This window comes from Stenotrophomonas sp. GSD10 (assembly GCF_056172695.1).
In genome coordinates this window covers 3,419,453-3,442,530 of the sequence record NZ_JAOCMC010000002.1, presented here as the reverse complement: position 1 = coordinate 3,442,530, position 23,078 = coordinate 3,419,453, and the positions used below count along the sequence as shown (strand labels likewise).

The 23,078-nt window shown below is 68.1% G+C and carries 15 protein-coding genes and 1 pseudogene; 9 read left to right on the top strand and 7 right to left on the bottom strand.

Annotation, left to right across the window (positions count from 1 at the left end; translation table 11 throughout):
* Positions 1-68: 68 nt before the first annotated feature.
* The 4 genes from N4G47_RS16080 to N4G47_RS16065 all read right to left on the bottom strand — a co-directional run bounded on the left by N4G47_RS16080 (position 69) and on the right by N4G47_RS16065 (position 4,034).
* Positions 69-605, bottom strand: coding sequence for a hypothetical protein (locus N4G47_RS16080; protein ID WP_475288677.1), 537 nt, complete (start codon positions 603-605; stop codon positions 69-71).
* A gap of 123 nt (positions 606-728) precedes the next feature.
* The gene (gene phbB, locus N4G47_RS16075) at positions 729-1,469 is read right to left on the bottom strand and encodes an acetoacetyl-CoA reductase (protein WP_012481221.1); all 741 of its coding nucleotides are present in this window, start codon (positions 1,467-1,469) and stop codon (positions 729-731) included.
* 24 nt (positions 1,470-1,493) lie between these two features.
* A complete protein-coding gene (locus N4G47_RS16070; RefSeq protein WP_049411738.1) occupies positions 1,494-2,822 on the bottom strand; it encodes a CitMHS family transporter in 1,329 nt (442 codons plus the stop codon).
* A gap of 75 nt (positions 2,823-2,897) precedes the next feature.
* Entirely contained in the window at positions 2,898-4,034 is a 1,137-nt protein-coding gene (locus tag N4G47_RS16065; protein ID WP_475289957.1) for an OprO/OprP family phosphate-selective porin, read from the bottom strand.
* Between the two features lie 222 nt (positions 4,035-4,256).
* Here N4G47_RS16065 and N4G47_RS16060 point away from each other — a divergent pair, with 222 nt between their 5' ends.
* The 4 genes from N4G47_RS16060 to N4G47_RS16045 are packed head-to-tail and all read left to right on the top strand — an operon-like array spanning position 4,257 to position 8,057.
* The gene (locus tag N4G47_RS16060; protein ID WP_475288673.1) at positions 4,257-4,946 is read left to right on the top strand and encodes a response regulator; all 690 of its coding nucleotides are present in this window, start codon (positions 4,257-4,259) and stop codon (positions 4,944-4,946) included.
* Positions 4,939-6,330: a sensor histidine kinase N-terminal domain-containing protein gene (locus N4G47_RS16055; RefSeq protein ID WP_475288669.1), complete on the top strand. Its 1,392-nt coding sequence runs from the start codon at positions 4,939-4,941 to the stop codon at positions 6,328-6,330. Before N4G47_RS16060 ends, N4G47_RS16055 begins: the two co-directional genes overlap by 8 nt.
* Entirely contained in the window at positions 6,327-7,382 is a 1,056-nt protein-coding gene (locus N4G47_RS16050; protein WP_475288665.1) for an ABC transporter substrate-binding protein, read from the top strand. Before N4G47_RS16055 ends, N4G47_RS16050 begins: the two co-directional genes overlap by 4 nt.
* A 27-nt stretch (positions 7,383-7,409) precedes the next feature.
* Positions 7,410-8,057 carry a response regulator gene (locus N4G47_RS16045; RefSeq protein WP_475288663.1) on the top strand — a complete coding sequence of 216 codons (648 nt, stop codon included), beginning with the start codon at positions 7,410-7,412 and terminating at the stop codon, positions 8,055-8,057.
* 134 nt (positions 8,058-8,191) lie between these two features.
* Here N4G47_RS16045 and N4G47_RS16040 read toward each other — a convergent pair whose 3' ends face one another.
* A complete protein-coding gene (locus N4G47_RS16040) occupies positions 8,192-10,840 on the bottom strand; it encodes a hybrid sensor histidine kinase/response regulator (protein ID WP_475288659.1) in 2,649 nt (882 codons plus the stop codon).
* Positions 10,841-10,906: 66 nt separating this feature from the next.
* Positions 10,907-12,073, bottom strand: a complete 1,167-nt coding sequence (locus N4G47_RS16035; RefSeq protein ID WP_475288657.1) for an OprO/OprP family phosphate-selective porin — start codon at positions 12,071-12,073, stop codon at positions 10,907-10,909.
* A gap of 328 nt (positions 12,074-12,401) precedes the next feature.
* Here N4G47_RS16035 and N4G47_RS16030 point away from each other — a divergent pair, with 328 nt between their 5' ends.
* Together N4G47_RS16030 and N4G47_RS16025 are read left to right on the top strand one after the other, a co-directional pair.
* On the top strand, positions 12,402-13,745 hold the full coding sequence (locus N4G47_RS16030; protein WP_006468434.1) for a dicarboxylate/amino acid:cation symporter: 1,344 nt from the start codon (positions 12,402-12,404) through the stop codon (positions 13,743-13,745).
* Between the two features lie 229 nt (positions 13,746-13,974).
* Positions 13,975-16,266, top strand: a complete 2,292-nt coding sequence (locus tag N4G47_RS16025) for an NADP-dependent malic enzyme (RefSeq protein ID WP_475288651.1) — start codon at positions 13,975-13,977, stop codon at positions 16,264-16,266.
* A gap of 369 nt (positions 16,267-16,635) precedes the next feature.
* On the opposite strand, the gene N4G47_RS16020 is transcribed toward N4G47_RS16025, so the two are convergent.
* Positions 16,636-19,980 carry a GH92 family glycosyl hydrolase gene (locus N4G47_RS16020; RefSeq protein ID WP_475288649.1) on the bottom strand — a complete coding sequence of 1,115 codons (3,345 nt, stop codon included), beginning with the start codon at positions 19,978-19,980 and terminating at the stop codon, positions 16,636-16,638.
* A gap of 388 nt (positions 19,981-20,368) precedes the next feature.
* On the opposite strand from N4G47_RS16020, the gene N4G47_RS16015 reads away from it, so the two are divergent.
* The 3 genes and pseudogenes from N4G47_RS16015 (at position 20,369) to N4G47_RS16005 (ending at position 23,008) form a co-directional block, all read left to right on the top strand.
* Positions 20,369-20,566: a zinc-finger domain-containing protein gene (locus tag N4G47_RS16015; protein WP_057497568.1), complete on the top strand. Its 198-nt coding sequence runs from the start codon at positions 20,369-20,371 to the stop codon at positions 20,564-20,566.
* Positions 20,567-20,581: 15 nt separating this feature from the next.
* Positions 20,582-21,697, top strand: coding sequence for a glycosyltransferase (locus N4G47_RS16010; protein WP_475288645.1), 1,116 nt, complete (start codon positions 20,582-20,584; stop codon positions 21,695-21,697).
* Positions 21,678-23,008 (top strand): annotated as a pseudogene (locus tag N4G47_RS16005) (O-antigen ligase family protein). The gene N4G47_RS16010 and the pseudogene N4G47_RS16005 overlap by 20 nt, the downstream one beginning before the upstream one ends.
* The last annotated feature ends 70 nt before the right edge of the window (positions 23,009-23,078 follow it).

Below are 23,078 nucleotides of genomic sequence, written 5' to 3'. Positions count from 1 at the left end.
TGACTGCGGTGGTCTATAGGAAGACTACGAAATAGTCAGCCTCTGGCTGAAGAACTGAAGCGTGCTTGTCATGGAGCAGGCGCCTCCGCCGGCATGAGAACCACCTGCGAGACGCAACGGTGATCCACACCGGGGAACAGGTAGCTGATCCAGCGATCGGCCTCGGCATAGCTCAGCGTCAGCGCCTGTTCCGGTGCATGGCCGCTGGGTGGCAGCACCCGGTCAGCGAGGCCGAGGCGCTGATTGATCTGCTGGCGGGTCACGCAGGCGCCGCTGATGTCCAGGCGCACGGACTGCACGCGCTGGTGGTCCGGGTACAGCGTCACCACGCCGCCGGTGACCTGCAAGGGCAGCGAAAGCGGCATCGCAGGCAATGTCAGGTGCGGCGGCGCCGCGTGCGTTTCGATGACCGCCGCTGACGCAGGAACGGCTGCATGCAGGTCGGCGAGCCGTGGTGTGCGCGGCCATGGCGCCGCCCAGCGCCGGCTCAGTTCCACCAGCCGGTCGGCTTGCACCTCATCGGCCATCGGCAGCGTGGCCGGTGTTGCTGCCCTGCACGGCGCGGCCAACACGATCACCGCAATCGTCCACCTCCAGCGCTGCATGCGCGCACTCCCTGTGCCTGGCCCATGGCCGGTATAGCACGGGCGCAGTACACGCAGAAAAAGGGGCCGGATCCCCCTCGCGTGCGAAGGTTCTCCGGCCCCGGCGCACTCCGTGGGGAGGGCTTAGCCCATGTACAGCCCGCCATTGACCGGATAGTCGGCGCCGGTCACGTACGAGGCTTCATCCGAGGCCAGCCAGGCACACAGGCCGGCCACTTCCTCGGGGCGGCCGAGGCGGCGCACCGGCACCGACGCCGCCAGCCGGTCCAGCACATCCGGCGGGAAACTGCTGATCGCCTGGCTGGCGATGTAGCCCGGCGACAGCGTGTTTACGGTGACCCCGCGCGAGGCGACTTCGGCGGCCAGTGCGCGGCTGAAACCGTGCATCGCGGCCTTGGCCGTGGCGTAGTTCACCTGGCCGATCTGGCCTTTGTGGGCGCTGACCGAACCGATGTTGATGATGCGGCCCCAGCCTCGCGTGGCCATGCCATCGACCACCTGCTTGGTCAGGTTGAACAACGAATTGAGGTTGGAGGCGATCACCGCGTTCCAGTCTTCCACCGTCATCTGTCGGAACAGCAGATCACGGCTGCCACCGGAGTTGTTGACCAGCACGTCCACCTCGCCGACCTCGGCGCGGACCTTGGCGAACGCGGCGCTGGTCGAGGCCCAGTCGGTGGCGTTGCCTTCGGAGGCGATGAAGTCGAAGCCCTGTTCGCGCTGCTCGCGCAGCCAATTGGCCTTGCGCGGTGAGTTCGGCGCGCAGCCGGCAACCACGGTGTGGCCGCTGCGGGCCAGGCTCTGGCAGATGGCAGTACCGACACTGCCCATTCCACTGGTGACGTAAGCGATTCGAAGCGTCATTGCAGAAGGCTCCTTGGCAAGGGGTCAGGCGGCGAGGGGATACAGGCCGAACAGCAGGCTGCCGATCATCAGCAGCATCGAGATGGCGATGGCCCACTTCAGGGTGAACTTCTGGTGGTCGGCGAACTCGACCTTGGCCAGGCCCACCAGCAGGTAGGTGGACGGCACCAGCGGGCTGAGCAGATGCACCGGCTGCCCGGCCAGCGACGCGCGCGCCATTTCCACCGGGGTGATGCCGTAGTTGCTGGCGGCCTCGGACAGGATCGGCAGCACGCCGAAGTAGAACGCGTCGTTGGACATGAAGAAGGTGAACGGCATCGACGCCACAGCGGTGATCACCGCCAGGTACGGGCCCCACGATTCCGGAATCACCGCCAGGAAGCTGTGCGACATCGCTTCGACCATGCCGGTGTTGTTGAGGATGCCGGTGAAGATGCCCGCGGCGAAGATCAGCGACACCACCGACAGCACGTTGCCGGCGTGGTTGACCACGCGGCGGCGCTGTTCGGCCAGGTTCGGGTAGTTGATCACCAGCGCGATGGCGAAGCCGACCATGAACAGCACCGGCATCGGCAGCACGCCGATGATCAGCGCGGTCATCAGCGCCACGGTCAGCGCCAGGTTCACCCACAGCAGCTTCGGGCGCTTGATGTCTTCGGCGTCTTCCACGGTCGGCAGCGCGTTGCTGTCGTCGGACACGCTGTTGTCCATCCAGCTGCCGCCCTTGGGCAGGGTCACCACGCCGAGGCGGCGGCGTTCCTTCAGGCCCAGGTACCAGGCCAGCAGCAGCACGCCGGCACAGGCGATCACCATCGACGGGATCAGCGGCACGAACACATCGGCCGGATCCACATGCAGCGCGGTGGCCGCGCGTGCGGTCGGGCCGCCCCACGGGGTCAGGTTCATCACGCCACCGGCGAGGATGGTCACGCAGGTCATGTTCAGCGCGTTCATGCCCAGGCGCTGGTACAGCGGCAGCATCGCCGAGACGGTGATCATGTAGGTGGTTGAACCATCACCATCGAGCGAGATCAGCATCGCCAGCACCGCCGTGCCGAGCACGATCTTCATCGGATCGCCCTTGACGAAGCGCAGGATCACCCGCACCAGCGGATCGAACAGGCCGGCATCGATCATCACCCCGAAGTAGAGGATGGCGAACATCAGCATCACGCCGGTCGGCGCGATCTTCTTGATGCCCTCCAGCATCATCTCGTCGATGCCAGCGCCGAAGCCGCCGATCAGCGCGAACAGGATGGGGATGGTGATCAGGGCGACGAGCGGCGACAGGCGTTTGCTCATGATCAAGTACATGAACGTAATGACCATGCCAAAGCCGAGGATGCTCAGCATCATCTGCGGACTCCTTGCGAAAACAGGACGTGGGGGAGTGGAAGGGGCCCGGGCGGCATGCCCGGGAAACCGGGCTTAGAAGTCGTACTGCAGGCGGCCGGTGACCGCGCGCGTGCGGTCCACCGTGATTCCGGCCAGGCGGTCGCGGTTGCGGCTTTCGATCACGTTGAGCATGAAGCGCAGGTTGTCGCGCAGGTACCAGTTGCCGCCCAGCGTCCACGCTTCGGTACTGCCGCGGCGCAGGTCGGGCGCGCCATCGAGATGCTGCGCGCCCCACATCTGGTCATAGCGCAGCGCCACTTCGAAGGCACCGGCCTTGTGGCGGATGTCCTTGACCCGTGCGAAGCGGCCGGTCTTGCGGTCATAGGCGCGGCTTTCGCCGGTGACGAACCAGCTGAGCATGCCGTAGGCGGCCATCACATCGCCGCGCTGCGCGCCGTCATCGAAGGTGGCACCGCTGAACTCGCCCTGCCACGACAGCGGGCCGCGCACCTGCGCGTATTCCAGCGACCACTTGTTGACGTCGGTATCTCGGCCGGCGGAGAAGTCGACCAGGGTCAGGCGGCTGTTGTCGGACAGATGGCCGGCCGGGCGCGGGCGGATCTTCAGGCCGGGAACGCCGTTGGCGCCGGGGTTGTCATAGGCCTCGCGGGCCAGCGACAGGCCCAGGTGCAGCACGTCGCCGTCGGCGGGCGAGGGCGCCCAGGTAACCCGGCCACCGGCGGCACGGCCCTTCACCTGCCAGGCATCGATGCTTTCCAGGCTGTAGACACTGGCTGCCCAGGTGAAGTCACCCGGGTTGGCCTGCCACGACGCGCCCAGCCGGTACAGCGGCGCCAGCGTGGTGCCGGCGTTGCCGCGCTCCAGGAAACTGCCGTAGTTGGAGCTGGTGCGGTCATCCAGCGAGAAGTACTGCTTGAACTGACCGACGGTGAGCTTGCCGGCCTTGCCGAAGCTGCGCGCCAGGTACACATCCTTGGCCTCGACGCGATCGCCGGAGAAATCGGCTTCCAGCTTGTAGTCGACCACGAAGAACTTGCCGGACACGTCGACCCAGGCACGGCGGATTTCGGTGTCGTCCTTGTTCGGGGTGCCGCGGTTGTCGTTGTCGAAGGTGGCGAAGTCCAGGTGCAGGCGGCCACCCAGGGTGGCGGTGACCGGACGGTCGTCTTCGGCGAAAGCCGGCGCCGACAGGGCCGCCAGCGCCATCATGGCGACAGGACGCCGCCAGGCAAACGTGAATTCCACAAACCCTCCCAGGTGCGCGCCAGGCGCGCGGCAATCGTGGGCACCGGACGGTGCGCGGCCGCAGTCTGGGTTGCCGTAGCTGTCATCGTCCTGTCAACGGTTTGTGCGGTGCAGCGTAAACCGGGGCCCGGCGGGCGGACCGTGCGCCATGCGGTAGCATTCGCTTCCCCTCCCACCGGTGTGCCCATGCGCCTGCTGCTGGTCGAAGACAACCCGGATCTGGCCGATGCGATCATCCGTCGCATGCGTCGCAGTGGCCATGCGGTGGACTGGCAGGCCGACGGCCTGGCCGCCGCCAGCGTGCTGCGTTACCAGAGCTTCGACCTGGTGGTGCTGGATATCGGCCTGCCCAAACTCGATGGCCTGCGCGTGCTGGCCGGCATGCGCGAGCGCGGCGACAGCACCCCGGTGCTGATGCTGACCGCACGCGATGGCATCGAGGACCGTGTGCAGGCACTGGATGTGGGCGCCGACGACTACCTGGGCAAGCCCTTCGATTTCCGCGAATTCGAAGCGCGCTGCCGCGTGCTGCTGCGGCGCGCGCGTGGCCAGGCCAGCGAAGTGGTGCAGATCGGCGGTTTCCAGTTCGACAACGCCGCGCACCGGGTCAGCCTTGATGGCGAGGCGATCGAGCTGCCCAACCGCGAGTACCGCCTGCTGGAGATCCTGGTCGGGCGCCTTGGCCAGGTGGTGGGCAAGGACGAGATCGGCAACGGCCTGTTCGGCTTCGATGACGAGGCCGGCCCGAATGCCATCGAACTGTATGTCGGGCGCCTGCGGAAGAAGCTGGCCGGCGCACCGTTGCGCATCACCACGGTACGCGGCGTGGGTTATCTGCTGGAAACCAGCGACGGCAGTGGCGACGCCGATGGTTGATGCACGCACCGCGAACGCCGCGCCGGGCTCGCTGCGGCGCACGCTGCTGCTGTATCTCGGTGCGTTGCTGGCGGTGTTCGCGGTGGCACTGCTGTTCGCCGCACGCGATTACGGCCAACGCGCGGCCAACCGCTCCTACGACCATCTGCTGGTCTCCTCGGCATTGTCCATCGCCGATTCGGTGGCGCTGATCGACGGCCAGTGGCAGGTCGATCTGCCGTACGCGGCGCTGGACCTGCTGGCGATGGCGCCGGAGGACCGCGTGTTCTATCGGGTGGCCGACAGCCGCGGCAACCTGATCACCGGCTATGGCGATCTGCCGGCGCCGCCGCGTCGGCCCGGTACCCAGCCGCAGTTGTTCGATGCGGCCTACAGCGGTGAGACGGTGCGCTTCGTGGTGGTCAGCCGCAGTTTCGCCGCGGCCTCGGCGCAGGGCGAGGTGCAGGTGCAGGTGGGCCAGACCCGGCGTGCGCGCGAAGCGGTGGCGCAGGACATGGTCAACCGCGCCCTGCTGTCGGTCGGCGTGCTGTCCGGCCTGCTGCTGGCGCTGGTGGCGTTCGGCGTGCACCGCGCGTTCCGCCCGCTGGTGCGGGTGGAGCGCGAGCTGTCGCGGCGCGAACCGTCCGACCTGAAGCCGCTGGACGCGCGCGTGCCGCGCGAGATGGACCAGATGGTGGCGGCGCTGAACCGCTTCATGGAGCGGCTGTCCAGCAGCAACGAGACGCTGCGTGCGTTCATGGCCGAGGCCGCGCACCAGATGCGCACGCCGCTGGCGGCATTGCGCGCGCAGGCGCAGCTGGCGCTGGATGATGACGATCCGGACGACATGCGCCGCAGCCTGCAGGCGATCGAGCGCAACGCCACCCACATGAGCCGCCTGCTCAACCAGCTGCTCAGCGATGCCAGCGTGATCCATCGTTCGCACCTGCAGCGTTTTGCCGCGGTGGACCTGGCCGAGACCGTGCACCAGGCGCTGCATGAAGCGCTGCCGCAGGCTGGCCCGGCACCGCGCGTGCAGCTGGCGATGACCGCCGAGCCGGTGCAGGTGCACGGCGACGCGCTGCTGCTGCGCGAGGCCATCAAGAACCTGGTCGACAACGCATTGAAGTACGGGGGCGACGGCCCCTTGCAGATCGCCCTGACCGTCGAGGGCGGGCAGGCGGTGCTGACCATTGCCGACCATGGCGCGGGCATCGCGCCCGCCGATGCCGAACGCGTGTTCGAACGCTTCGCACGTGGCGAGGGGGCGCCCTCTGGCGGTGCCGGGCTGGGCCTGGCCATCGTCAAGCGCGTGATTGACAGCCACGGCGGCCGCATCGATCTGAGCAACCGCCCGCAGGGCGGCCTGGTCGCCACCATCCGCCTGCCCCGGAGCAGTTCATGATCCGCCTGTTCACAGCTGCCGTTGCCCTGCTGCTGGCGCTGCCGGTGCTGGCCGCGCCCGGCGAGGTGCGCCGTTTCCCGGCACAGGGAAAGGCCACCGCGCAGCTGCGCATCCACGGCACCACCGACATTGAAGTGTTCGCGGTGGTCATCGCCGATTACCAGCGTCTGCATCCCGGCACCGAGGTGGTGTACGAGGACATCATCACCCAGGACCTGTACGCGCGGTACCTGCACGACCGTGCCGGGCCGGCATCGCCGGACCTGCTGATCTCCAGCGGCATGGACCTGCAGACCAAGCTGGTCAACGATGGCCACGCGCTGCCACATCGCTCGGCGCAGACCGCTGCGCTGCCGGCCTGGGCGCAGTGGCGCAACGAGGCCTTCGGCATCAGCTATGAGCCGGTGGTGATGGTCTACAATACCGGCGCGCTGCCAGCGGCGAAGGTGCCGCATACGCGCCGCCAGCTGCTCGACCGCCTGCGTGCTGAAGGTGCACCGCTGCGCGGCAAGGTCGGCACCTATGACATCGAGCGCAGCAGTGTCGGCTACCTGCTGGCAACCCAGGATGCGCAGCGTGGCAGCATCGCCGGCGCGCTGCTGGGTGCGCTCGGCGACAACGACGTGGTGCGCGAAGAGCGCACCGGCGTGCTGCTGGACAAGGTGGCCAGTGGCCAACTGTCGCTGGTCTACAACGTGCTCGGCTCCTACGCGCAGGCACGTGTGGATGCCGGCGCGCCGCTGGCCATCGTCGAGCCCGAGGACTACACGCTGGTGGTGCTGCGTACCGCGGTGATCCCGCGCACCGGCCCACACCCGGAGGAGGCGCGGCGCTTCCTCGATTACCTGCTGTCGCCGCGCGGCCAGCAGGTACTGTCACGCGAAGCGCGGTTGATGCCAATCGTGACCGGCAACGCGCGTGCCGACGATGCCCCCGGCCGCAGCCGCCGCCCGATCCAGCTCGGCCCCGGCCTGCTGGTGTACCTGGACGCGCTCAAGCGCAGCCAGTTCCTCGACGCTTGGCGCAGCAGCGTGGAGCCGGCGGGGCGCTGACCCGGCGGCTACCCGTACAATGGCGGCATGAGCGAATACACCATCCTGATCGCCGATGACCATCCGCTGCTGCGTTCGGCGGTGGTGCAGTCCCTGCGGCAGAGCCTGCCGCTGGCGCAGGTGCGTGAGGTGGCCAGTGCCGAAGCGCTGGCCGCAGCGCTGGATGCACACCCGGACATGGACCTGGTGCTGCTCGATCTGACCATGCCCGGTGCACACGGTTTTTCCGCACTGCTGCACGTGCGCGGTTCGCATCCGGACATCCCGGTGGTGATCCTCTCCTCCAACGATCATCCGCGGGTGATCCGCCGCGCCCAGCAGTTCGGCGCCGCCGGTTTCATCCCGAAGTCGGCCCCGGCCGAGACCATCGGCGAGGCGGTGCAGGCGGTGCTGGACGGCGGCCTGTGGTTCCCGGCGATGGCCGCCGAACGTTCCGAGGCCGACGCGTTGCTGGCCAGCCGCCTGGCGCAGCTGACCCCGCAGCAGTTTCGCGTGCTGCTGTGCCTGGCCGATGGCCTGCTCAACAAGCAGATTGCCTACGAGCTTGGCCTGGCCGAGAACACCGTGAAAGTGCACGTCACCGCGATCCTGAAGAAGCTCGAGTGCCACAGCCGCACCCAGGCGGCCGTGCTGGTGAAGGCGCTGGAGCCGGAAGGGGATGCGGGCGGGATCTGACCCTGCACTGCTGCTTCTGTAGAGTCGAGCTTGCTCGACTGCTGCTTTGTAGAGTCGAGCTTGCTCGACTGGGTTGGCAACAGCAGTCGAGCAAGCTCGACGCTACCAAGCACGACAGTCGAGCAAGCTCGACGCTACGCGCGGTGGCGCAACAACACCTGGGTCATCAACGCCCGCAGCGCCGGCGGCCGCACGGGCTTGAGCAGGTAGCCCCAGCCGTTCTCCGCGGCGTGTGCCTTCAGCGCCTCATCGCGTTCGGCGGTCACCAGGATCACCGGCGGTCGCGCCTTCCACAGCGTGCACAGCGCCTCGTACAGGTCCGGACCGTGCCATTGCCCCATGCGCACGTCCAGCAGCAGCAGCTGCGGAACGTTCAATGCACTGGCGATCTCCAGTGCTCCCTGCGGCCCATCGGCAAGTTCCACCTGGCAACCCCAGCGCTCCAGCAGCGCGCGGGTCGCTGCACAGACATGGGGGTCATCGTCGATGCTCCATACCCGGCATGTTCGCAGTGGGCTGTCGTCGAAGGGTTCGCTCGTGACGACCGGCGCTGCGGCGGGTGCGATCACATCGTCGGCGTGCCCGAGTGCCACGCTCACGGTGAACACACTGCCCTTGCCCAGCGTTGAGCGCAGGTTGATGCGGTGGCCGAGCAGGCGGCCGATGCGTTCGACAATGGCCAGGCCCAGGCCGGCACCGCGTTCCTGCTCCACGCCATCGTTCAGGCGGCGGAACTCTTCGAAGATCTCACCCTGCAGGCTTTCCGGAATGCCTGGGCCCTGGTCATGCACCTCGATGCGCAGCTGGTCGCCTGCGCGCCGGCAGCCGATCAGCACGCGTCCACGCGGCGTGTAGCGCAGCGCGTTGGACAGGAAATTCTGCAGGATGCGCCGCAGCAGGGCTTCGTCGCTGACCACCAGCGCACGGGTATCCACCCAGTCCAGCTGCAGGCCACGGCTCTGCGCGGCGATGCCGAACTCACGGGCCAGGGTTTCAAGCAGAGGCGAAATCGCAAAGGTGCGCACGCGGATCTGCAGCGATCCAGACTCCAGCCGCGAGATATCCAGCAGGCTGTTGAGGATCGCATCCTGCGCTGCCAACGCCGCATCGATATGGTCGGCGGTCTGCTGCTGTGCCGGGTCGCTCAGTTTGCCGCGCAGCACCGAGACAAACATGCGCGCGGCATTGAGCGGCTGCAGCAGGTCGTGCACCGCCGAGGCGACGAAGCGGGTCTTGTAGCGATTGGCCTGCTCGGCCTCGCGGCGCGCCTCATCCAGATCGTGGGTACGCTCGGCGATGCGGTGTTCCAGCGCGTCAGCCAGCGAGCGCAGTTCGCGCGCGGCGTTCTTGTAGCTGGTGATGTCGGCATAGCTGGTGACGAAGCCGCCGTCGGGTAGCGGGTTGCCGCGGATCTCCAGCACCGTGCCGTCGTCTTTCTCGCTCTCGCGCATATGTGGACGGCCGCTGCGCAGATGGTTGAGGCGGCGCTCGATGGCCTCATCGACCGGGCCGGGCCCGAGCAGGCCGCGGCGGGCATTGAAACGGAACAGTTCCTCGATCGGACGGCCGACGCGCACCAGGTCTGCCGGGAACCGGAACAGTTCCAGATAGCGTGCATTCCATGCCACCAGCCGCAGTTCGCGGTCGATCACCACCACGCCCTGTGGCAGGTGCGCCAGGCTGCGGCTGAGCCCGCTGTCGGCATCGGTAGCGGCCTGCAGCAGGCCATCCTGTGCAGTGCGCAGTTCCTGTGCGTGCTGCTTGAGCAGGGTTTCCAGCTCGCGGCGGCTGCGCAGGCGATGCTTGGCCAGACGCCGGCGCTGTTGCACGAACAACACCAGGAAGCCCAGCGCCAGCCACGCCGCGCCCCCGGTGACGGCGGCGGCCCGGCCGGCGCTGCTGGCGGCGCTGGCGTCGTGCAGCAGGTGCAGGTTCCAGCCTTCGGCCGGCAGCACCAGGGTCTGCCACAGCATCGGCTGTGGCAACGCGGGGTCGAGCAGGCGCACCATGCGTCCGCCGTCGGCCAGCACGTCTTCGGTACGCGCGCGCAACGGCTGCAGGGCGCGATCGGCGTACTGGCGGGCGTCGAGCATCTCGCGGCGCTCATCGGCACCCAGCGGGCGCAGCAGCCTGTAACGCCAGGCATCGCGGTTGGCCAGGAACACCACATCATGGTCATCGCTGGCCAGCACCACATCCGGGCTGCTCAGCCATTCCTGCTCCAGCGCGGACAGTTCGACCTTGATCACCACCACGCCCAGGCGCTGGTCGTTTTCCTCGATGGCCTGCGACAGGTAATAGCCCGGCACGCCGGTGGTCATGCCGATGCCGTAGAAGCGGCCACGACCCTGGGCCAGGGCCTGGCGGTAATAGGGCCGGTAGCTGTAGTTCTCGCCGACATTGGTGGTCGGCTGGTCCCAGTTGCTGGCGGCCACCGCCACGCCGTCGTGGCCGACCAGGGTCAGCGTCGAGGCGCGGGTGACTTCATTGGCACGTTGCAGCTTGAGGTTCAGCCGCTGCCGTTCGGCAGGCGAGGGTGGCACGCGCAGGGCGTGCAGCAGGTCCGGATCAAGCGCCAACACCTGCGGCAGGGTGCCGAAGCGGTCGATGCGCTGCTGCAGGCCCTGGCCATACAGCTGCAGCTGGCGTTGCACCTGGCTGCTTTCTTCGCCCAGCGCGCGGCGCCAGGCGTAGTGTCCCGCCGCAACCGCGCACAACACGGTGCCGCCGACCATCACCAGCAGGGTCAGCAACAGCATCCGATGGCGGCTCAGCCAGTACATGGCGGCAGTCTACGCAGGGCCGGCGGGCGTGGCGTGCACGCCCGCCGGGATCTGACGTGGAAGGGGTCAGAAGTGCATCTGCGCGCGCAGTTCGAAGATCTCCGGCGTGCTGTGCACGCCACGACGGCTGGCGTCGACCTTCACGTAGTTGGCCTGGAACTTGAAGTGGCTGGTCAGGTACCAGTTCGCACCCAGGGTCAGGTCGTGCTGGCGGCCACCGAGGATGCTGCCGTCGTCCAGGTCCAGGCGGCTGTAACGGGCCACCAGTTCCACCGCGCCGTAGTCATGCGCCGGCTTGATGTTGGCCACCGCGCCGGCGTTGTACGGGCGCGATTCGCCGGTCAGCACCCAGCTGGCCATCGCGTACTGGCCACTGCCGGTGTAGTCGGGCAGGCCCTTGCGGGTGACGGTGGCCTGCAGGGCTTCGGCCTGCAGCGAGAACGGGCCGCGGATCCAGATGCCTTCCAGGCCGGTACGACGGATCTGGTCGGCGGTGACCAGTGCGCCGGAATCGACGTAGCGGATGTCGGTCAGTCCGGCTTCCGGGCGTGCACGCAGGCGCGCGCTGGCCTCGTGGTGCACGTCACGGCCATCACTGTATCCGCGCGGATTTTCCTGCGAGTAGGCCACGCCCAGGTGAATCACATCACCCGGTGCCTTCACCGGCGTCCACACCGCACGCACCGCCTGGGTGGTGCCGGGGTTGTCGCCCTGCAGATCCTTGCCGCCATAGGCGCCGGCCTGCAGCAGGTACTGCGGACGCTCCAGCACCCATTCCACACCGGTGCGACGGCCGGCGTAGAAGGCCTGCACCGGCAGCGCGGTTTCCAGGAAGCTGCCGGCGCGCGAAGAGGTATTCGCGTCCAGGCCGACCGGGGTCTTCATGTAGCCGAAGCGGAAGCGGCCGACGTCACGGCCGAAGAAGGCCTTGCTCTCCAAGCGCACGAACACGTCCAGCCACGTGTCGGCCTGGAAGTCGTAGTACACCATCGCGTCATAGACGCCCTTCTTCTTCAGGGTCGCGCCGAATTCCTTGCGGCGCACGGCGTCGTCGTCCTCAAGGCCGCTGCCCGAGGAAAAATCGTTGTAGTCGTAGGCGATGTTGGCGGTGGCCGCCAGCTCGGTGCCGTCGCCGAAGGTGTACTTGGTCGGCCAGTTGTCGAAATCCGCGGCCGAAGCGAAGGCGGGAAGGGCGGCCAGGGACAGGGCCAGCAAGGTGGGAATCGGGCGCATGTTGGGTGCGGCTCTCTCAGATTGCGTGTGGACAGGACAACAACGGCCGCAAGGGCCAGAACTTTCGCAAAGACATGCCCGGCCGTTCAGCACGGGCCACCGGTCTCCCCGGGAGCGGCGGTGCGGCGCCAGTGTAGGCATCACTGCCAGCTGAACCGGGGGCTAGTACCAATAGGTTATCTGCGCCGGCGTGCCCGGCGCGTACAAAGGCGTCCATTGGTCGCACCCTGCGCGTGCTGCGCAGGGCCTGCGAGCAGTTTCCACGGTAACGGTTCCCGTGCAGTCCCGGGCCCGTACGTGCCTGAAAACGCCCCTTCCGGAGTCCGCCATGCACATCCCGACCGCAGCCCCGGCGCCTGCCAAGCCGCTGCCGATCTACCGCCAGCTGTATTTCCAGGTGATCGTGGCGATCGTCCTGGGCGCCATTCTCGGCCACTACGAGCCGCTGATCGGCGAGAAGATGAAGCCGCTCGGCGATGCCTTCATCAACCTGGTGAAGATGATCATCGCGCCGGTGATCTTCCTGACCATCGTCACCGGCATCGCCAGCATGACCCACCTGCGCACGGTGGGCCGGGTGTTTGCCAAGGCGATGGCCTACTTCCTGTTCTTCTCCACGCTGGCACTGATCGTCGGCATGATCGTGGCGCACGTGGTGCAGCCCGGCGCCGGCATGAACATCAACCCGGCCGAGCTGGACCAGACCGCGGTGCACAGCTACGTCGAGAAGTCGCACGACCTGACCCTGGTCGGCTTCCTGATGGACATCATCCCGAAGACGCTGCTCAGCGCCTTCGTCGACGGCAACATCCTGCAGGTGCTGTTCGTGGCCGTGCTGTTCGGCATCGCACTGGCGATGGTGGGCGAGAAGGGCAAGCCGGTGCTGAACTTCCTGGAGGCGCTGGTCGCCCCGGTGTTCAAGCTGGTGCACATCCTGATGAAGGCCGCCCCGATCGGTGCCTTCGGTGCGATCGCCTTCACCATCGGCAAGTACGGCGTCGGCTCGCTGATCAACCTGGCCTGGCTGGTGGGCTCGTTCTACCTCACCGCCTTCCTGTTCGTGGCGGTCATCCTGGGCCTGGTCTGCCGTCTGTGCGGGTTCTCGGTGTTCAAGCTGGCGCGCTACCTGAAGGCCGAGCTGCTGCTGGTGCTGGGCACGTCGTCGTCGGAGTCGGCGCTGCCGTCGCTGATGGAGAAGATGGAGCGTGCCGGCTGCAGCAAGTCGGTGGTGGGCCTGGTGGTCCCGACCGGCTACTCGTTCAACCTGGACGGCACCAACATCTACATGACCCTGGCCGCGCTGTTCATCGCCCAGGCCACCAACACCGAACTGACCCTGGGCCACCAGATCGCCCTGCTTCTGGTTGCCATGCTCAGCTCCAAGGGTGCGGCCGGCGTCACCGGCGCTGGTTTCATCACCCTGGCCGCCACCCTGGCCGTGGTGCCGGAAGTGCCGGTGGCCGGCATGGCGCTGATCCTGGGTGTGGACCGCTTCATGAGCGAATGCCGCTCGCTGACCAACTTCATCGGCAATGCCGTGGCCACCGTGGTGGTTTCGCGCTGGGAAGGCGCGCTGGACCGCAACCGCCTGCAGCTGGCGCTGGACGGTCGTGAAAGCGAGCTGCCGCCGCCGGTCGATGCGCTGCCCGAGGCGCTGCCGGCCAAGGGCTGACCCAGGTGTGTGGTACCGCGGGGCCGATCACGACAGTGGTGCGGCCCGCGGCGTTTCAGGGCGTCCCATGGCTGTCATGGGCTGCGCCGAAGCTGGTATCCCGGTACCGTCGCATACGGCACGGAATTGTGCGGTCGCAGCATGGCTGCGACAGGATAGCGACAGGTCCGGACGCTCCAACGGGGGTATCATCCCCTGTCCCTTCTGCCCATTCATGTAACCCACATCGATGTCCAACGAAGATTTCAAACAGGCCGCCCTCGATTACCACCGGATGTCCCCGCCGGGAAAGATCAAGGTTTCCGCTACCAAGCCCATGCTGACCCAGCGCGACCTGTCGCTGGCGTATTCGCCGGGCGTGGCGTACGCCTGTGAAGCGATCAAGGCCGACCCGCAGCAGGCCAGCGAGCTGACCGCCCGCGGCAACCTGGTGGCGGTGATCTCCAACGGCACCGCGGTGCTGGGCCTGGGCAACATCGGCGCACTGGCCGGCAAGCCGGTGATGGAAGGCAAGGGCGTGCTGTTCCAGAAGTTCGCCGGCATCGATGTGTTCGACATCGAAGTGGATGAGACCGACCCGGACAAGCTGGTCGACATCATCGCCTCGCTGGAGCCGACCTTCGGCGGCATCAACCTGGAAGACATCAAGGCGCCGGAATGCTTCGTGGTCGAGCGTAAGCTGCGCGAGCGCATGAAGATCCCGGTGTTCCATGACGACCAGCACGGCACGGCGATCATCGTCGGCGCGGCGGTGCTCAATGCCATGGCGATCACCGGCAAGAAGATCGAAGAGGTGAAGCTGGCGACCACGGGCATGGGCGCGGCCGGCATTTCCTGCGTGAACATGCTGGTGCAGCTGGGCCTGAAGCCGGAGAACATCCTGGCCTTCGACCGCGAGGGCGTGATCCACACCGGCCGTACCGACCTGGACCCGGAAAAGCAGCGCTATGCACGCGACACCGACAAGCGCACCCTGGCCGAGATCGTCGACGGCGCGGACATCTTCCTGGGCCTGTCGGCGCCGGGCATCCTGACCGCCGAGATGGTCAAGACGATGGCGCCGGACCCGGTGATCTTCGCGCTGGCCAACCCGACCCCGGAAATCATGCCGGAAGTGGCGCGCGCTGCGCGTCCGGACGCGATCATCGGCACCGGCCGTTCGGACTACCCGAACCAGGTCAACAACGTGCTGTGCTTCCCGTACCTGTTCCGCGGTGCGCTGGACGTGGGCGCGACCGCGATCAACGAAGAAATGAAGATCGCCTGCGTGCGCGCCATCGCCGCACTGGCGCGCCGTGCCGCCACCGACATGGGCTCGGCCTACGGCGGTGAAACCCCGAGCTTCGGCCGTGAATACCTGATCCCGCGCCCGTTCGACCGCCGCCTGCTGGTGGAGCTGTCGGCCGCCGTGGCCCAGGCCGCGATGGATTCGGGCGTGGCCGCGCGTCCGATCGCCGACATGGGCGCCTACCGCGACAAGCTGGCCCAGTTCGTCTACCGCACCAGCCTGATGATGAAGCCGGTCTACGACCGCGCGCGCAGCGACAAGCAGCGCGTGGTGTACGCCGAAGGTGAAGAGGAAGTGGTGCTGCAGGCGGTGCAGAACGTGGTCGATGACGGCCTGGCGCACCCGATCCTGATCGGCCGCCCGGAAGTGATCGAATCGCGCATCGAGCGCCTCGGCCTGCGCCTGAAGATCGGCGAGAACGTTGAAGTCACCAACATCAACGACGACCCGCGCTTCAACGAGTACTGGCAGTACTACCACGGCCTGACCGGCCGTCGTGGCGTGACCGTGGCCGCGGCGAAGAACCTGATGCGTTCGCGCCCGACCCTGATCGCAGCGGTGATGGTGGCCCGTGGCGAAGCCGATGCGATGCTGACCGGCATCGTCGGCCGCTTCCACAAGAAGCTGGGTTACGTGCGCAGCGTGCTGCCGCTGGAGCCGAAGGTCACCTCGACCTCGGCGATGACCGGCGTGATCAACCAGCAGGGCGTGTTCTTCTTCGTCGATACCCACGTGCAGGAAGACCCGACTGCCGAGCAGCTGTGCGAAGCCACGCTGCAGGCGGCCTACCGCATGAAGCTGTTCGGCATCGAGCCGAAGGTGGCGCTGCTGTCGCACTCCAACTTCGGCAGCCACGACTCGAAGGATGCGCTGAAGATGCGCCAGGTGCGCGAGCTGCTGCTCAAGCGCAACCCGCGTCTGAACGTGGATGGCGAGATGCAGGGCGACACCGCATGGGATGAAGCGCTGCGGCAGAAGCTGCTGCCGGGTTCGACCCTGCAGGGCCGCGCCAACCTGTTCGTGCTGCCGAACCTGGAAGCGGCCAACATCGCCTACAACCTGGTACGCGTGTTCACCGACGGCGTGGCGATCGGTCCGATCCTGATGGGCGTGAACAAGCCGGTGCACATCCTGACCACCAGCGCGACCTCGCGCCGGATCCTGAACATGACCGCGATTGCTGCGGTCGATGCGCAGATCAGGAAGCAGCTGGAAGCGGAAAAGAAGGCGTAAGCCTTCTTTCCAGCGACAGCTGCAGAAACGCGCCCCACGGGGCGCGTTTCTGTTTCCGCAACGCGGAAACGGGTAGTGCCGGCCGCTGGCCGGCAATGACAGCCGGCCAGCGGCCGGCACTACCGTAGGGATGTCTGCCACATGCGCGACGCCACCTGGTCATCGCCCTGCAACGCCGTTACGGCCCAATACGCCCACGCGGCCCGGCCGTGGGAAGGGACCGGACCGGCCTTCCCACCCTGGGCCCGACCCACTTTTCTTCGGCGAGGGTGTCATGCGCAATCGAGTGACGCGGCGGTACTTCCGGCAGCTGTTCGCGCTGTACGCCGGCTTCGTGCAGTCACGCTGAGGCCGCGCCCCCACGGCGGCTCATTGCACCGGGGTCGGTGCCAGCAGTTCAATCTCCGCCAGCGGCAGCCGTCCTGGCGCCGTCAGGCGCAGGCGGTACTCGCTGTAGCGGCCCGGCTTTGCGATGCGGAATGGACGGGTCTGCCGTGCCGATTCGAAGTCCTCGGCGCTGCGCTGGTCGAGCGTGATCCAGGCGCCGCCGCCAGTGCGTGCCTCCAGTGTCCATGCACCACCACGGATGCTGCCGTCACCGCTGGTCAGCGTGTACAGCGTCGGTGTGCCATCGGTCAGACCGCTCAACGCGATGGTCGCGCCACCACCCAGCCCCACCGTGGTACCGGCATCGTCATCGACCAGCGCCGGCAGCGCGCGACCATCGGCCAGCGTCGCCTTCGCGGTGTGCCCCAGCAGATCGTGCAGCAGCTGCGGACGCTGGCCACGCGCGGTCAGCGAGCGCGGCACATCGTCCACGCCACTGCCCCAGCGCGAGGGCTGCGGGCCCATCACGAAGTCCAGCGTGGCGCCCTTGGCGATCACCTCGTGCGGCACCCAGGTTTTCGTCCACGGCGTGCCGTTGATCGTCAGTGACTGCACGTAGACGTTCTCGCGTGAGTTGTTCTCCGCGTTCACGGTCAGCACCGCGCCGCCCTGCAGTTCAACGCGGGCATGCCGGAACGCGGGTGAGCCGATCACGTACTCCGGCGCGCCCATGCGCAGTGGGTACAGGCCCAGCGAGGCCAGCACATACCACGCCGAGGTCTCGCCGTTGTCCTCATCGCCCGGGTAACCCTGGCCGATCTCGCTACCCACGTACAGCCGCGACAGGATCTCGCGCACGTGCTGCTGGGTCTTCCACGGCTGCCCGGCGTACAGGTACATCCACGGAATATGATGCGCCGGCTGGTTGCTGTGCGCGTACATGCCCATGCGCACGTCGCGCGCTTCGGTCATCTCGTGGATGGTGCCGCCATAGGAGCCGGCCAGCGCCGGGTCGGCGGTCTCCGGGGTGGCGAAGAAGGCATCCAGCTTGGCGGCCAGCTTGTCGCGGCCCCCGTACAGCGCGGCCAGGCCCTCGCCGTCATGCGCGGCGGTGAAGGCGAAGGTCCAGCCGTTGGATTCGGTGTAGTCGTGGCCCCACACGCGCGGGTCGTAGTGCGTGCTGTCCACGCGCCAGCGGCCATCGGCGCTGCGGCCCTGGAAGAAGCCGGCGGCCGGATCGAACATCGTCGTGTAGCTGGCGGCGCGATAGCGGAAGTAGTCGGCCTCGGTGCGGTAGCGCTCGCGCAGCGCTGACGTGGTCGCACGCTTGGCCAGGGCGTCGGCCATGTTGGCGATGCCGAAGTCGTTGAGCGCGCCTTCCATCGTCCACGACATGCCCTCGTGCACGTCGGCACTGGCGTAGCCACGGAAGGTCGAACGGTCCATGCCCTTGCGGCCGACATGGCGGTCGGGCGGTACCACGGTCGCGTTCTTCAGCGCGGCCGCGTAGGCCTCGGCCGGATCGAAGCCACCGATGCCCTTCAGCCACGCATCGGCGAAGGCCACGTCCGAGCTGGTGCCGACCATCAGGTCGGCGTAACCCGGCGACGACCAGCGCGCGATCCAGCCGCCGGCGCGGTACTGCTCGATGAAACCCTGCACCAGTTGCCCCGCATCGTCGGGGGTGAACAGTGCATAGGCCGGCCAGGTGGTGCGGAAGGTGTCCCAGAAGCCGTTGTTGACGAATACCTTGCCATCGCGCACGCCGGTGAAGCTGCGGCTGGCGCTGCCGTCGGTGTTGTCATCGCTGGCGCTGGCCTGGTTGGCGTAGCGCCAGTCCGGGGCCGCCGCAGTGCCGGCGTTCTCGTGGCCGGAGTTCGGGTACAGGTACAGCCGGTACAGGCTGGAGTACAGCGTGGTCTTCTGGTCGTCGCTGGCATCGCCGATATCGAAGCGGGCCAGGCGCGCGTCCCACGCGTCCTGTGCGCGGCCGGCCACGCTCTCCAGCGTGTCGGCGGCGGCGATTTCCAGCGCGAGGTTGTGCCGCGCCTGCTCCAGCGAGATCAGCGAAGTGGCGATGCGCATGGTCACCCGTCGCTCGCTGCCGGCATCGAACTTGATGTAGCCGGTCGGGCGACCGGTGTCGAGGCGGCCGCTGTTGCGCCAGGGCTTGTCGAAGCTGGCCACCACGTACATGCGGCTGGCGCCGTTGGACAGGCCGCTGCGCGTATCGGTGTAGCCGGACAGCGTCTGCGTGGCCGCGTCCAGGGCCAGGCCGCCCCGTGCATCGACGTTGTCGAACAGCAGGTTGGCGTCGCCGCCCTCGGGGAAATCGAAGCGGAACAGCGCGGCATGGTCGGTCGGTGCGATCGCGGCGGCGATGCCGTTGTCGAAGCGCACGTCATAGCGATAGGGGCGGGCGCTTTCGTGGCTGCGGTCGAACGACAGCGCGCGCTTGCGGCGGTCGGCCTCCGGCACGCCCTGGCTGGCCGAGGGCATCACCTGGAAGGTCTGGCGGTCGCCCATCCACGGGCTGGGCTGGTGGCTCAGCGCGAGCGCCTGCAGTTGCGGGCGATTCTGCGCGTCGTTCTGCTCGTTCCAGCGGTACAGCCAGTTCAGCGCGCCGGCATCGGTCACCGGGGTCCAGAAGTTGAAGCCATGTGGCACCGCCGTGGCCGGGAAGTTGTTGCCGCGCGAGAAGGTGCCATTGGCCTGGGTGCCGCGGGTGGTCAGCACCCAGTCCGAAGCACGCTGCGGCTGTTGTTGCGGCTGGGCGTCCAGGCGCACGTCGTCGATCCAGCCGGACACCGGCGCACCGTCGGCGCTGGCCACATCCAGTTCGATCGCCACCACGCGACGGCCCTTCAATGCCGGCACATCGCCCAGCCGCACCGCCTTGCGTGCCCACTGCTGCGGGTACAGCGTCTTCGACTCGCCCTGCGCGCGTGCGCCGATCGCCACGCCGTGCTGGTCGCGCGCGGCACCGGCCGAAACGCGGCTGCCATCGTCCAGCCGCAGATCCAGCGAGACATAGGTCGAAGCCACGGTGTCCTTGCCCACGATCTCCGGCAGCACCAGCCATGACAACGTGGTGTCGGCCTCGATCGGCAGGTCGGTCCTGAACAGTTCGCGCCGCGCGATGCCGCCTTGGCTGCTGTAGCGCAGGGCATGCAGGCCGCTGTAGCCGGCATTGCGCTTGGCCGTGTAGGGCGCGTCCGGGCCGTTGCCGAGGGTGACCTGCAAGGCACCGGCGGCCGCAGCCGGGGCTGGCTCTCCAGGTTCGAACGAGGTCTGCAGCCCCTGTGCCAGCACCGGCGTCGCAGTGGTCGCACAGGCCAGGGCCAGGGCGAGCGGAAGCAGGGCGCGGCGAGGATCGGACAGGGTCATGCAGGGGTCTCCCGGAAGGGCTGGCGGCGGGTAGAACCCGCATCGGCGGACACCACGGACAGCATCACGCCACCCGCCACGTTCGCGGCGGAAGAGGCGATGCCGGTCCGGTGGGGGCGGGCCATGCGATCGGGTCGGATTGGGCAGGTCGAGTGCTGACCTGGGCCGATCCTGCAACAGCCGCCGCAGCCTGACAAGTGCCATTTAGTTCGATCCAAATGCGGGAAATCTGCTCAAGCCCCGGTTTGCGCGAGGAACGGGGCGGATCAACGCAGGCATTTTCCCCGTGCACGCCTGCCGGCACCTCCAACCGCCTGCTGCGGCGCAATGTCCGGGCGGCCCGGATGCTAGAATCACAGCCCTCGCAACCCGTCCATCGACATCCGCCATGAGCCATACCGCCACCGCGCCCGCCAACGCCGAGAAGCGCTACACCGTGCACCGCAGCGAGCTGCCGCTGAGCTGCCCGACCCCGGAAATGGCGCTGTGGAATTCGCATCCGCGCGTGTACCTGCCGATCGAAGACGAGCCCAACGGCGAAGCGCAGTGCCCGTACTGCGGTTCCGTGTTCGTGCTGGCCGACTAAGCGGCCGCCCCTTCGATGCGCCGATTGACCGTGGTGCAGTTGCTGCCGGCGCTGCACTCCGGCGGTGTCGAGCGCTCGACCCTGGAAATCGCTGCGGCCCTGGTCGCTGCCGGCCATCGCGCGCTGGTGGTGTCCGCCGGTGGCCGCCTGGTGCAGCCGCTGCTCGATAGCGGTGCCGAGCACCTCACCCTCGATATCGGCCGCAAGTCGCTGCTCACGCTGCGGCATCTGCCGACCCTGCGCCGGCTGTTCGCCGAAGTGGGGGCCGACATCGTGCATGCCCGCTCGCGGCTGCCGGCCTGGCTGGGCCTGTACGCGATCCGCGCCATGCCCGCCGCGCAGCGCCCGCACTGGGTGACCACCGTGCACGGTCTGAATTCGCCCAGTCGCTACAGCGCGGTGATGACCAGTGGTGAACGCGTGATCTGCGTGTCCAACACCGTGCGCGATTACGTGCAGCGGCATTACCCGACCGTACCCGACGCCCGGCTGCAGGTGATTCCGCGCGGCGTCGATGTCGGCCAGTTCCCGCGTGTAGCACGTGCCGACCGCCGCCCGCGCCTGGCGCTGGCCGCCGACTATCCGTGGCTGGCCCAGGTCGACGGCCCGTTGCTGCTGCTGCCGGGGCGCGGCACCCGACTGAAGGGCCACATCCACGCGTTGCAGCTGCTGGCCGATGTGCGCGCCGCCGGTGTGCCGGCGCAGCTGTGGATGCTGGGCACCGATGAACCCGGGCGCGACGCCTATGTGGCCGACCTGCGCCGACAGGCCGCCGCGCTGGGCGTGGCCGAGGCCGTGCAGATCAGCACGCCCACCGCGCGCATTGCCCAGGCCTATGCAGCCAGCGATCTGGTACTGCAGTTGTCGGACAAGCCCGAAGCGTTCGGCCGCACCGTGGTCGAAGCGCTGTCGGTGGGGCGTCCGGTGCTGGGCTGGGACCATGGCGGTGTGGGCGAACTGCTGCGGCAGCTGCAGCCCAGCGGCGCAGTGCCGCTCGGCGATGCGCGCGCGCTGGGTGAACGTGCGCTGGCCCTGCTGGCGCAGCCTCCGTCCTTACCGACCCGCATCCCGTTTACCCTGCAGGCCATGCAGCGTGACACCCTCCGCCTCTATGCCGACCTCGCCGGCTGATCCCACTGCCATCGTGCGCGAGGACCGTGCCGGGCGCTGGGCGCCCTGGTGGGTGCTGGCATACGTGGCACTGTGGCCGTTGCCGGGCATCGCCGAAACCGTGCTTGGGCTCGGCGCGCTGTATGCCGCCGCGCGCATGGTCACGCGCCGCCTCCAGCGCCGGCCGCATCTGCTGAGCACGGCCGCCTGGGCGCTGACCTCGATCCTGTTCCTGGGCTATTGGCTGCCGCAGGCGTTCTCCGCGTTCGATGCCATCGACCCGGCGGCCTCGTGGACCAAGGCCGCCGCCGGCCTGCGCTACCTGCCGTTCATGTGGCTGGTGGCGATCGCGGTGGCCACGCCGGAACGGCGACGGCTGACCTTCGCGGGCCTGGCGCTGATCACGGGCGCCTGGACGCTGGATGCGCTGGTGCAGGCGGTGGCCGGCACCAGCCCATGGTTCTGGTCGCTGGATCAGCTGAAGCTGGCGGTGAGTGGTCACGCCTTGTGCCCGGCCGGCGAAGCGGCCCTGGTCGACCGCCTCAGTGGTGCGCTGGGACCGTGCAACCTGAAGTTCGGCCAGGTGCTGGCCAGCCTGTCACCGTTCCTGCTGCTGCCGGTGGCGCGTCGCTTCGGCAACCTGGGATGGCTGCTGGCGGCCGCCGCGCTGGGCTGCGTACTGCTGTTGGCCGGTTCGCGGGCATCGTGGATCACCTTCGCGCTGGTGCTGGCCTACAGCGGCATGCGCCAGTTGGGTTGGAAGCGATTGGCGCTGCTGGCGTTGATTGCCCTGCTCGGCGCCGCTGCGTTGACCGCCGGCGTGCCGCAGCTGCGCGAACGCGTTGCGCGCACGGCCATGGCCTGGGACGGTGGCGAACGTGGTGTCGACGAGGCGCTGTCCGGGCGTGCGCGGATCTGGGAAGCGGCCGCCTGCATGATTGAAGAGCACCCGTTCAACGGCGTCGGCGCACGCGGTTTCCGCGATGCCTACCCGGCCTGTGTGGCCGAGGAGGGCCCGCGGTGTGGGGGGACCTGCCGGCGCTGCATGCCCATCAGATCGTGCTGGAGATCCTGGCCGAAACCGGTGTACTGGGCCTGCTGCTGTGGCTGGCGGCGGTGGCCCAGGCCTGGCGTGCCTGGCGCTACGCCCCGGCCGCCGCACGTGAGCGGGCGCGACCGGCGATGCTGGCCCTGGCGGTCACCGTGTTTCCGCTCAACACCCACCTGGCGTTCTATTCGGCGTTCTGGGGCGGGCTGACCGTGCTGTTGGCGGCGTTGTTCGCCGGCAGCCTGTTGGCGCGCGATGCAGATGAATCAGCGGCGCTGAAGTAACGGCGTATCCCCGCATGGCGCGGATCTGCCGGCATTGCGATGCTTGTGGACACGACACCCACGCGTGGCG

Excerpts from the sequence above, each read along its gene's own strand:
- N4G47_RS16080 (WP_475288677.1), bottom strand. The coding sequence starts at position 605 with ATGCAGCGCTGGAGGTGGACGATTGCGGTGATCGTGTTGGCCGCGCCG.
- phbB (WP_012481221.1), bottom strand. The coding sequence starts at position 1,469 with ATGACGCTTCGAATCGCTTACGTCACCAGTGGAATGGGCAGTGTCGGT.
- N4G47_RS16070 (WP_049411738.1), bottom strand. The coding sequence starts at position 2,822 with ATGCTGAGCATCCTCGGCTTTGGCATGGTCATTACGTTCATGTACTTG.
- N4G47_RS16065 (WP_475289957.1), bottom strand. The coding sequence starts at position 4,034 with ATGATGGCGCTGGCGGCCCTGTCGGCGCCGGCTTTCGCCGAAGACGAC.
- N4G47_RS16060 (WP_475288673.1), top strand. The coding sequence starts at position 4,257 with ATGCGCCTGCTGCTGGTCGAAGACAACCCGGATCTGGCCGATGCGATC.
- N4G47_RS16055 (WP_475288669.1), top strand. The coding sequence starts at position 4,939 with ATGGTTGATGCACGCACCGCGAACGCCGCGCCGGGCTCGCTGCGGCGC.
- N4G47_RS16050 (WP_475288665.1), top strand. The coding sequence starts at position 6,327 with ATGATCCGCCTGTTCACAGCTGCCGTTGCCCTGCTGCTGGCGCTGCCG.
- N4G47_RS16045 (WP_475288663.1), top strand. The coding sequence starts at position 7,410 with ATGAGCGAATACACCATCCTGATCGCCGATGACCATCCGCTGCTGCGT.
- N4G47_RS16040 (WP_475288659.1), bottom strand. The coding sequence starts at position 10,840 with ATGTACTGGCTGAGCCGCCATCGGATGCTGTTGCTGACCCTGCTGGTG.
- N4G47_RS16035 (WP_475288657.1), bottom strand. The coding sequence starts at position 12,073 with ATGCGCCCGATTCCCACCTTGCTGGCCCTGTCCCTGGCCGCCCTTCCC.
- N4G47_RS16030 (WP_006468434.1), top strand. The coding sequence starts at position 12,402 with ATGCACATCCCGACCGCAGCCCCGGCGCCTGCCAAGCCGCTGCCGATC.
- N4G47_RS16025 (WP_475288651.1), top strand. The coding sequence starts at position 13,975 with ATGTCCAACGAAGATTTCAAACAGGCCGCCCTCGATTACCACCGGATG.
- N4G47_RS16020 (WP_475288649.1), bottom strand. The coding sequence starts at position 19,980 with ATGACCCTGTCCGATCCTCGCCGCGCCCTGCTTCCGCTCGCCCTGGCC.
- N4G47_RS16015 (WP_057497568.1), top strand. The coding sequence starts at position 20,369 with ATGAGCCATACCGCCACCGCGCCCGCCAACGCCGAGAAGCGCTACACC.
- N4G47_RS16010 (WP_475288645.1), top strand. The coding sequence starts at position 20,582 with ATGCGCCGATTGACCGTGGTGCAGTTGCTGCCGGCGCTGCACTCCGGC.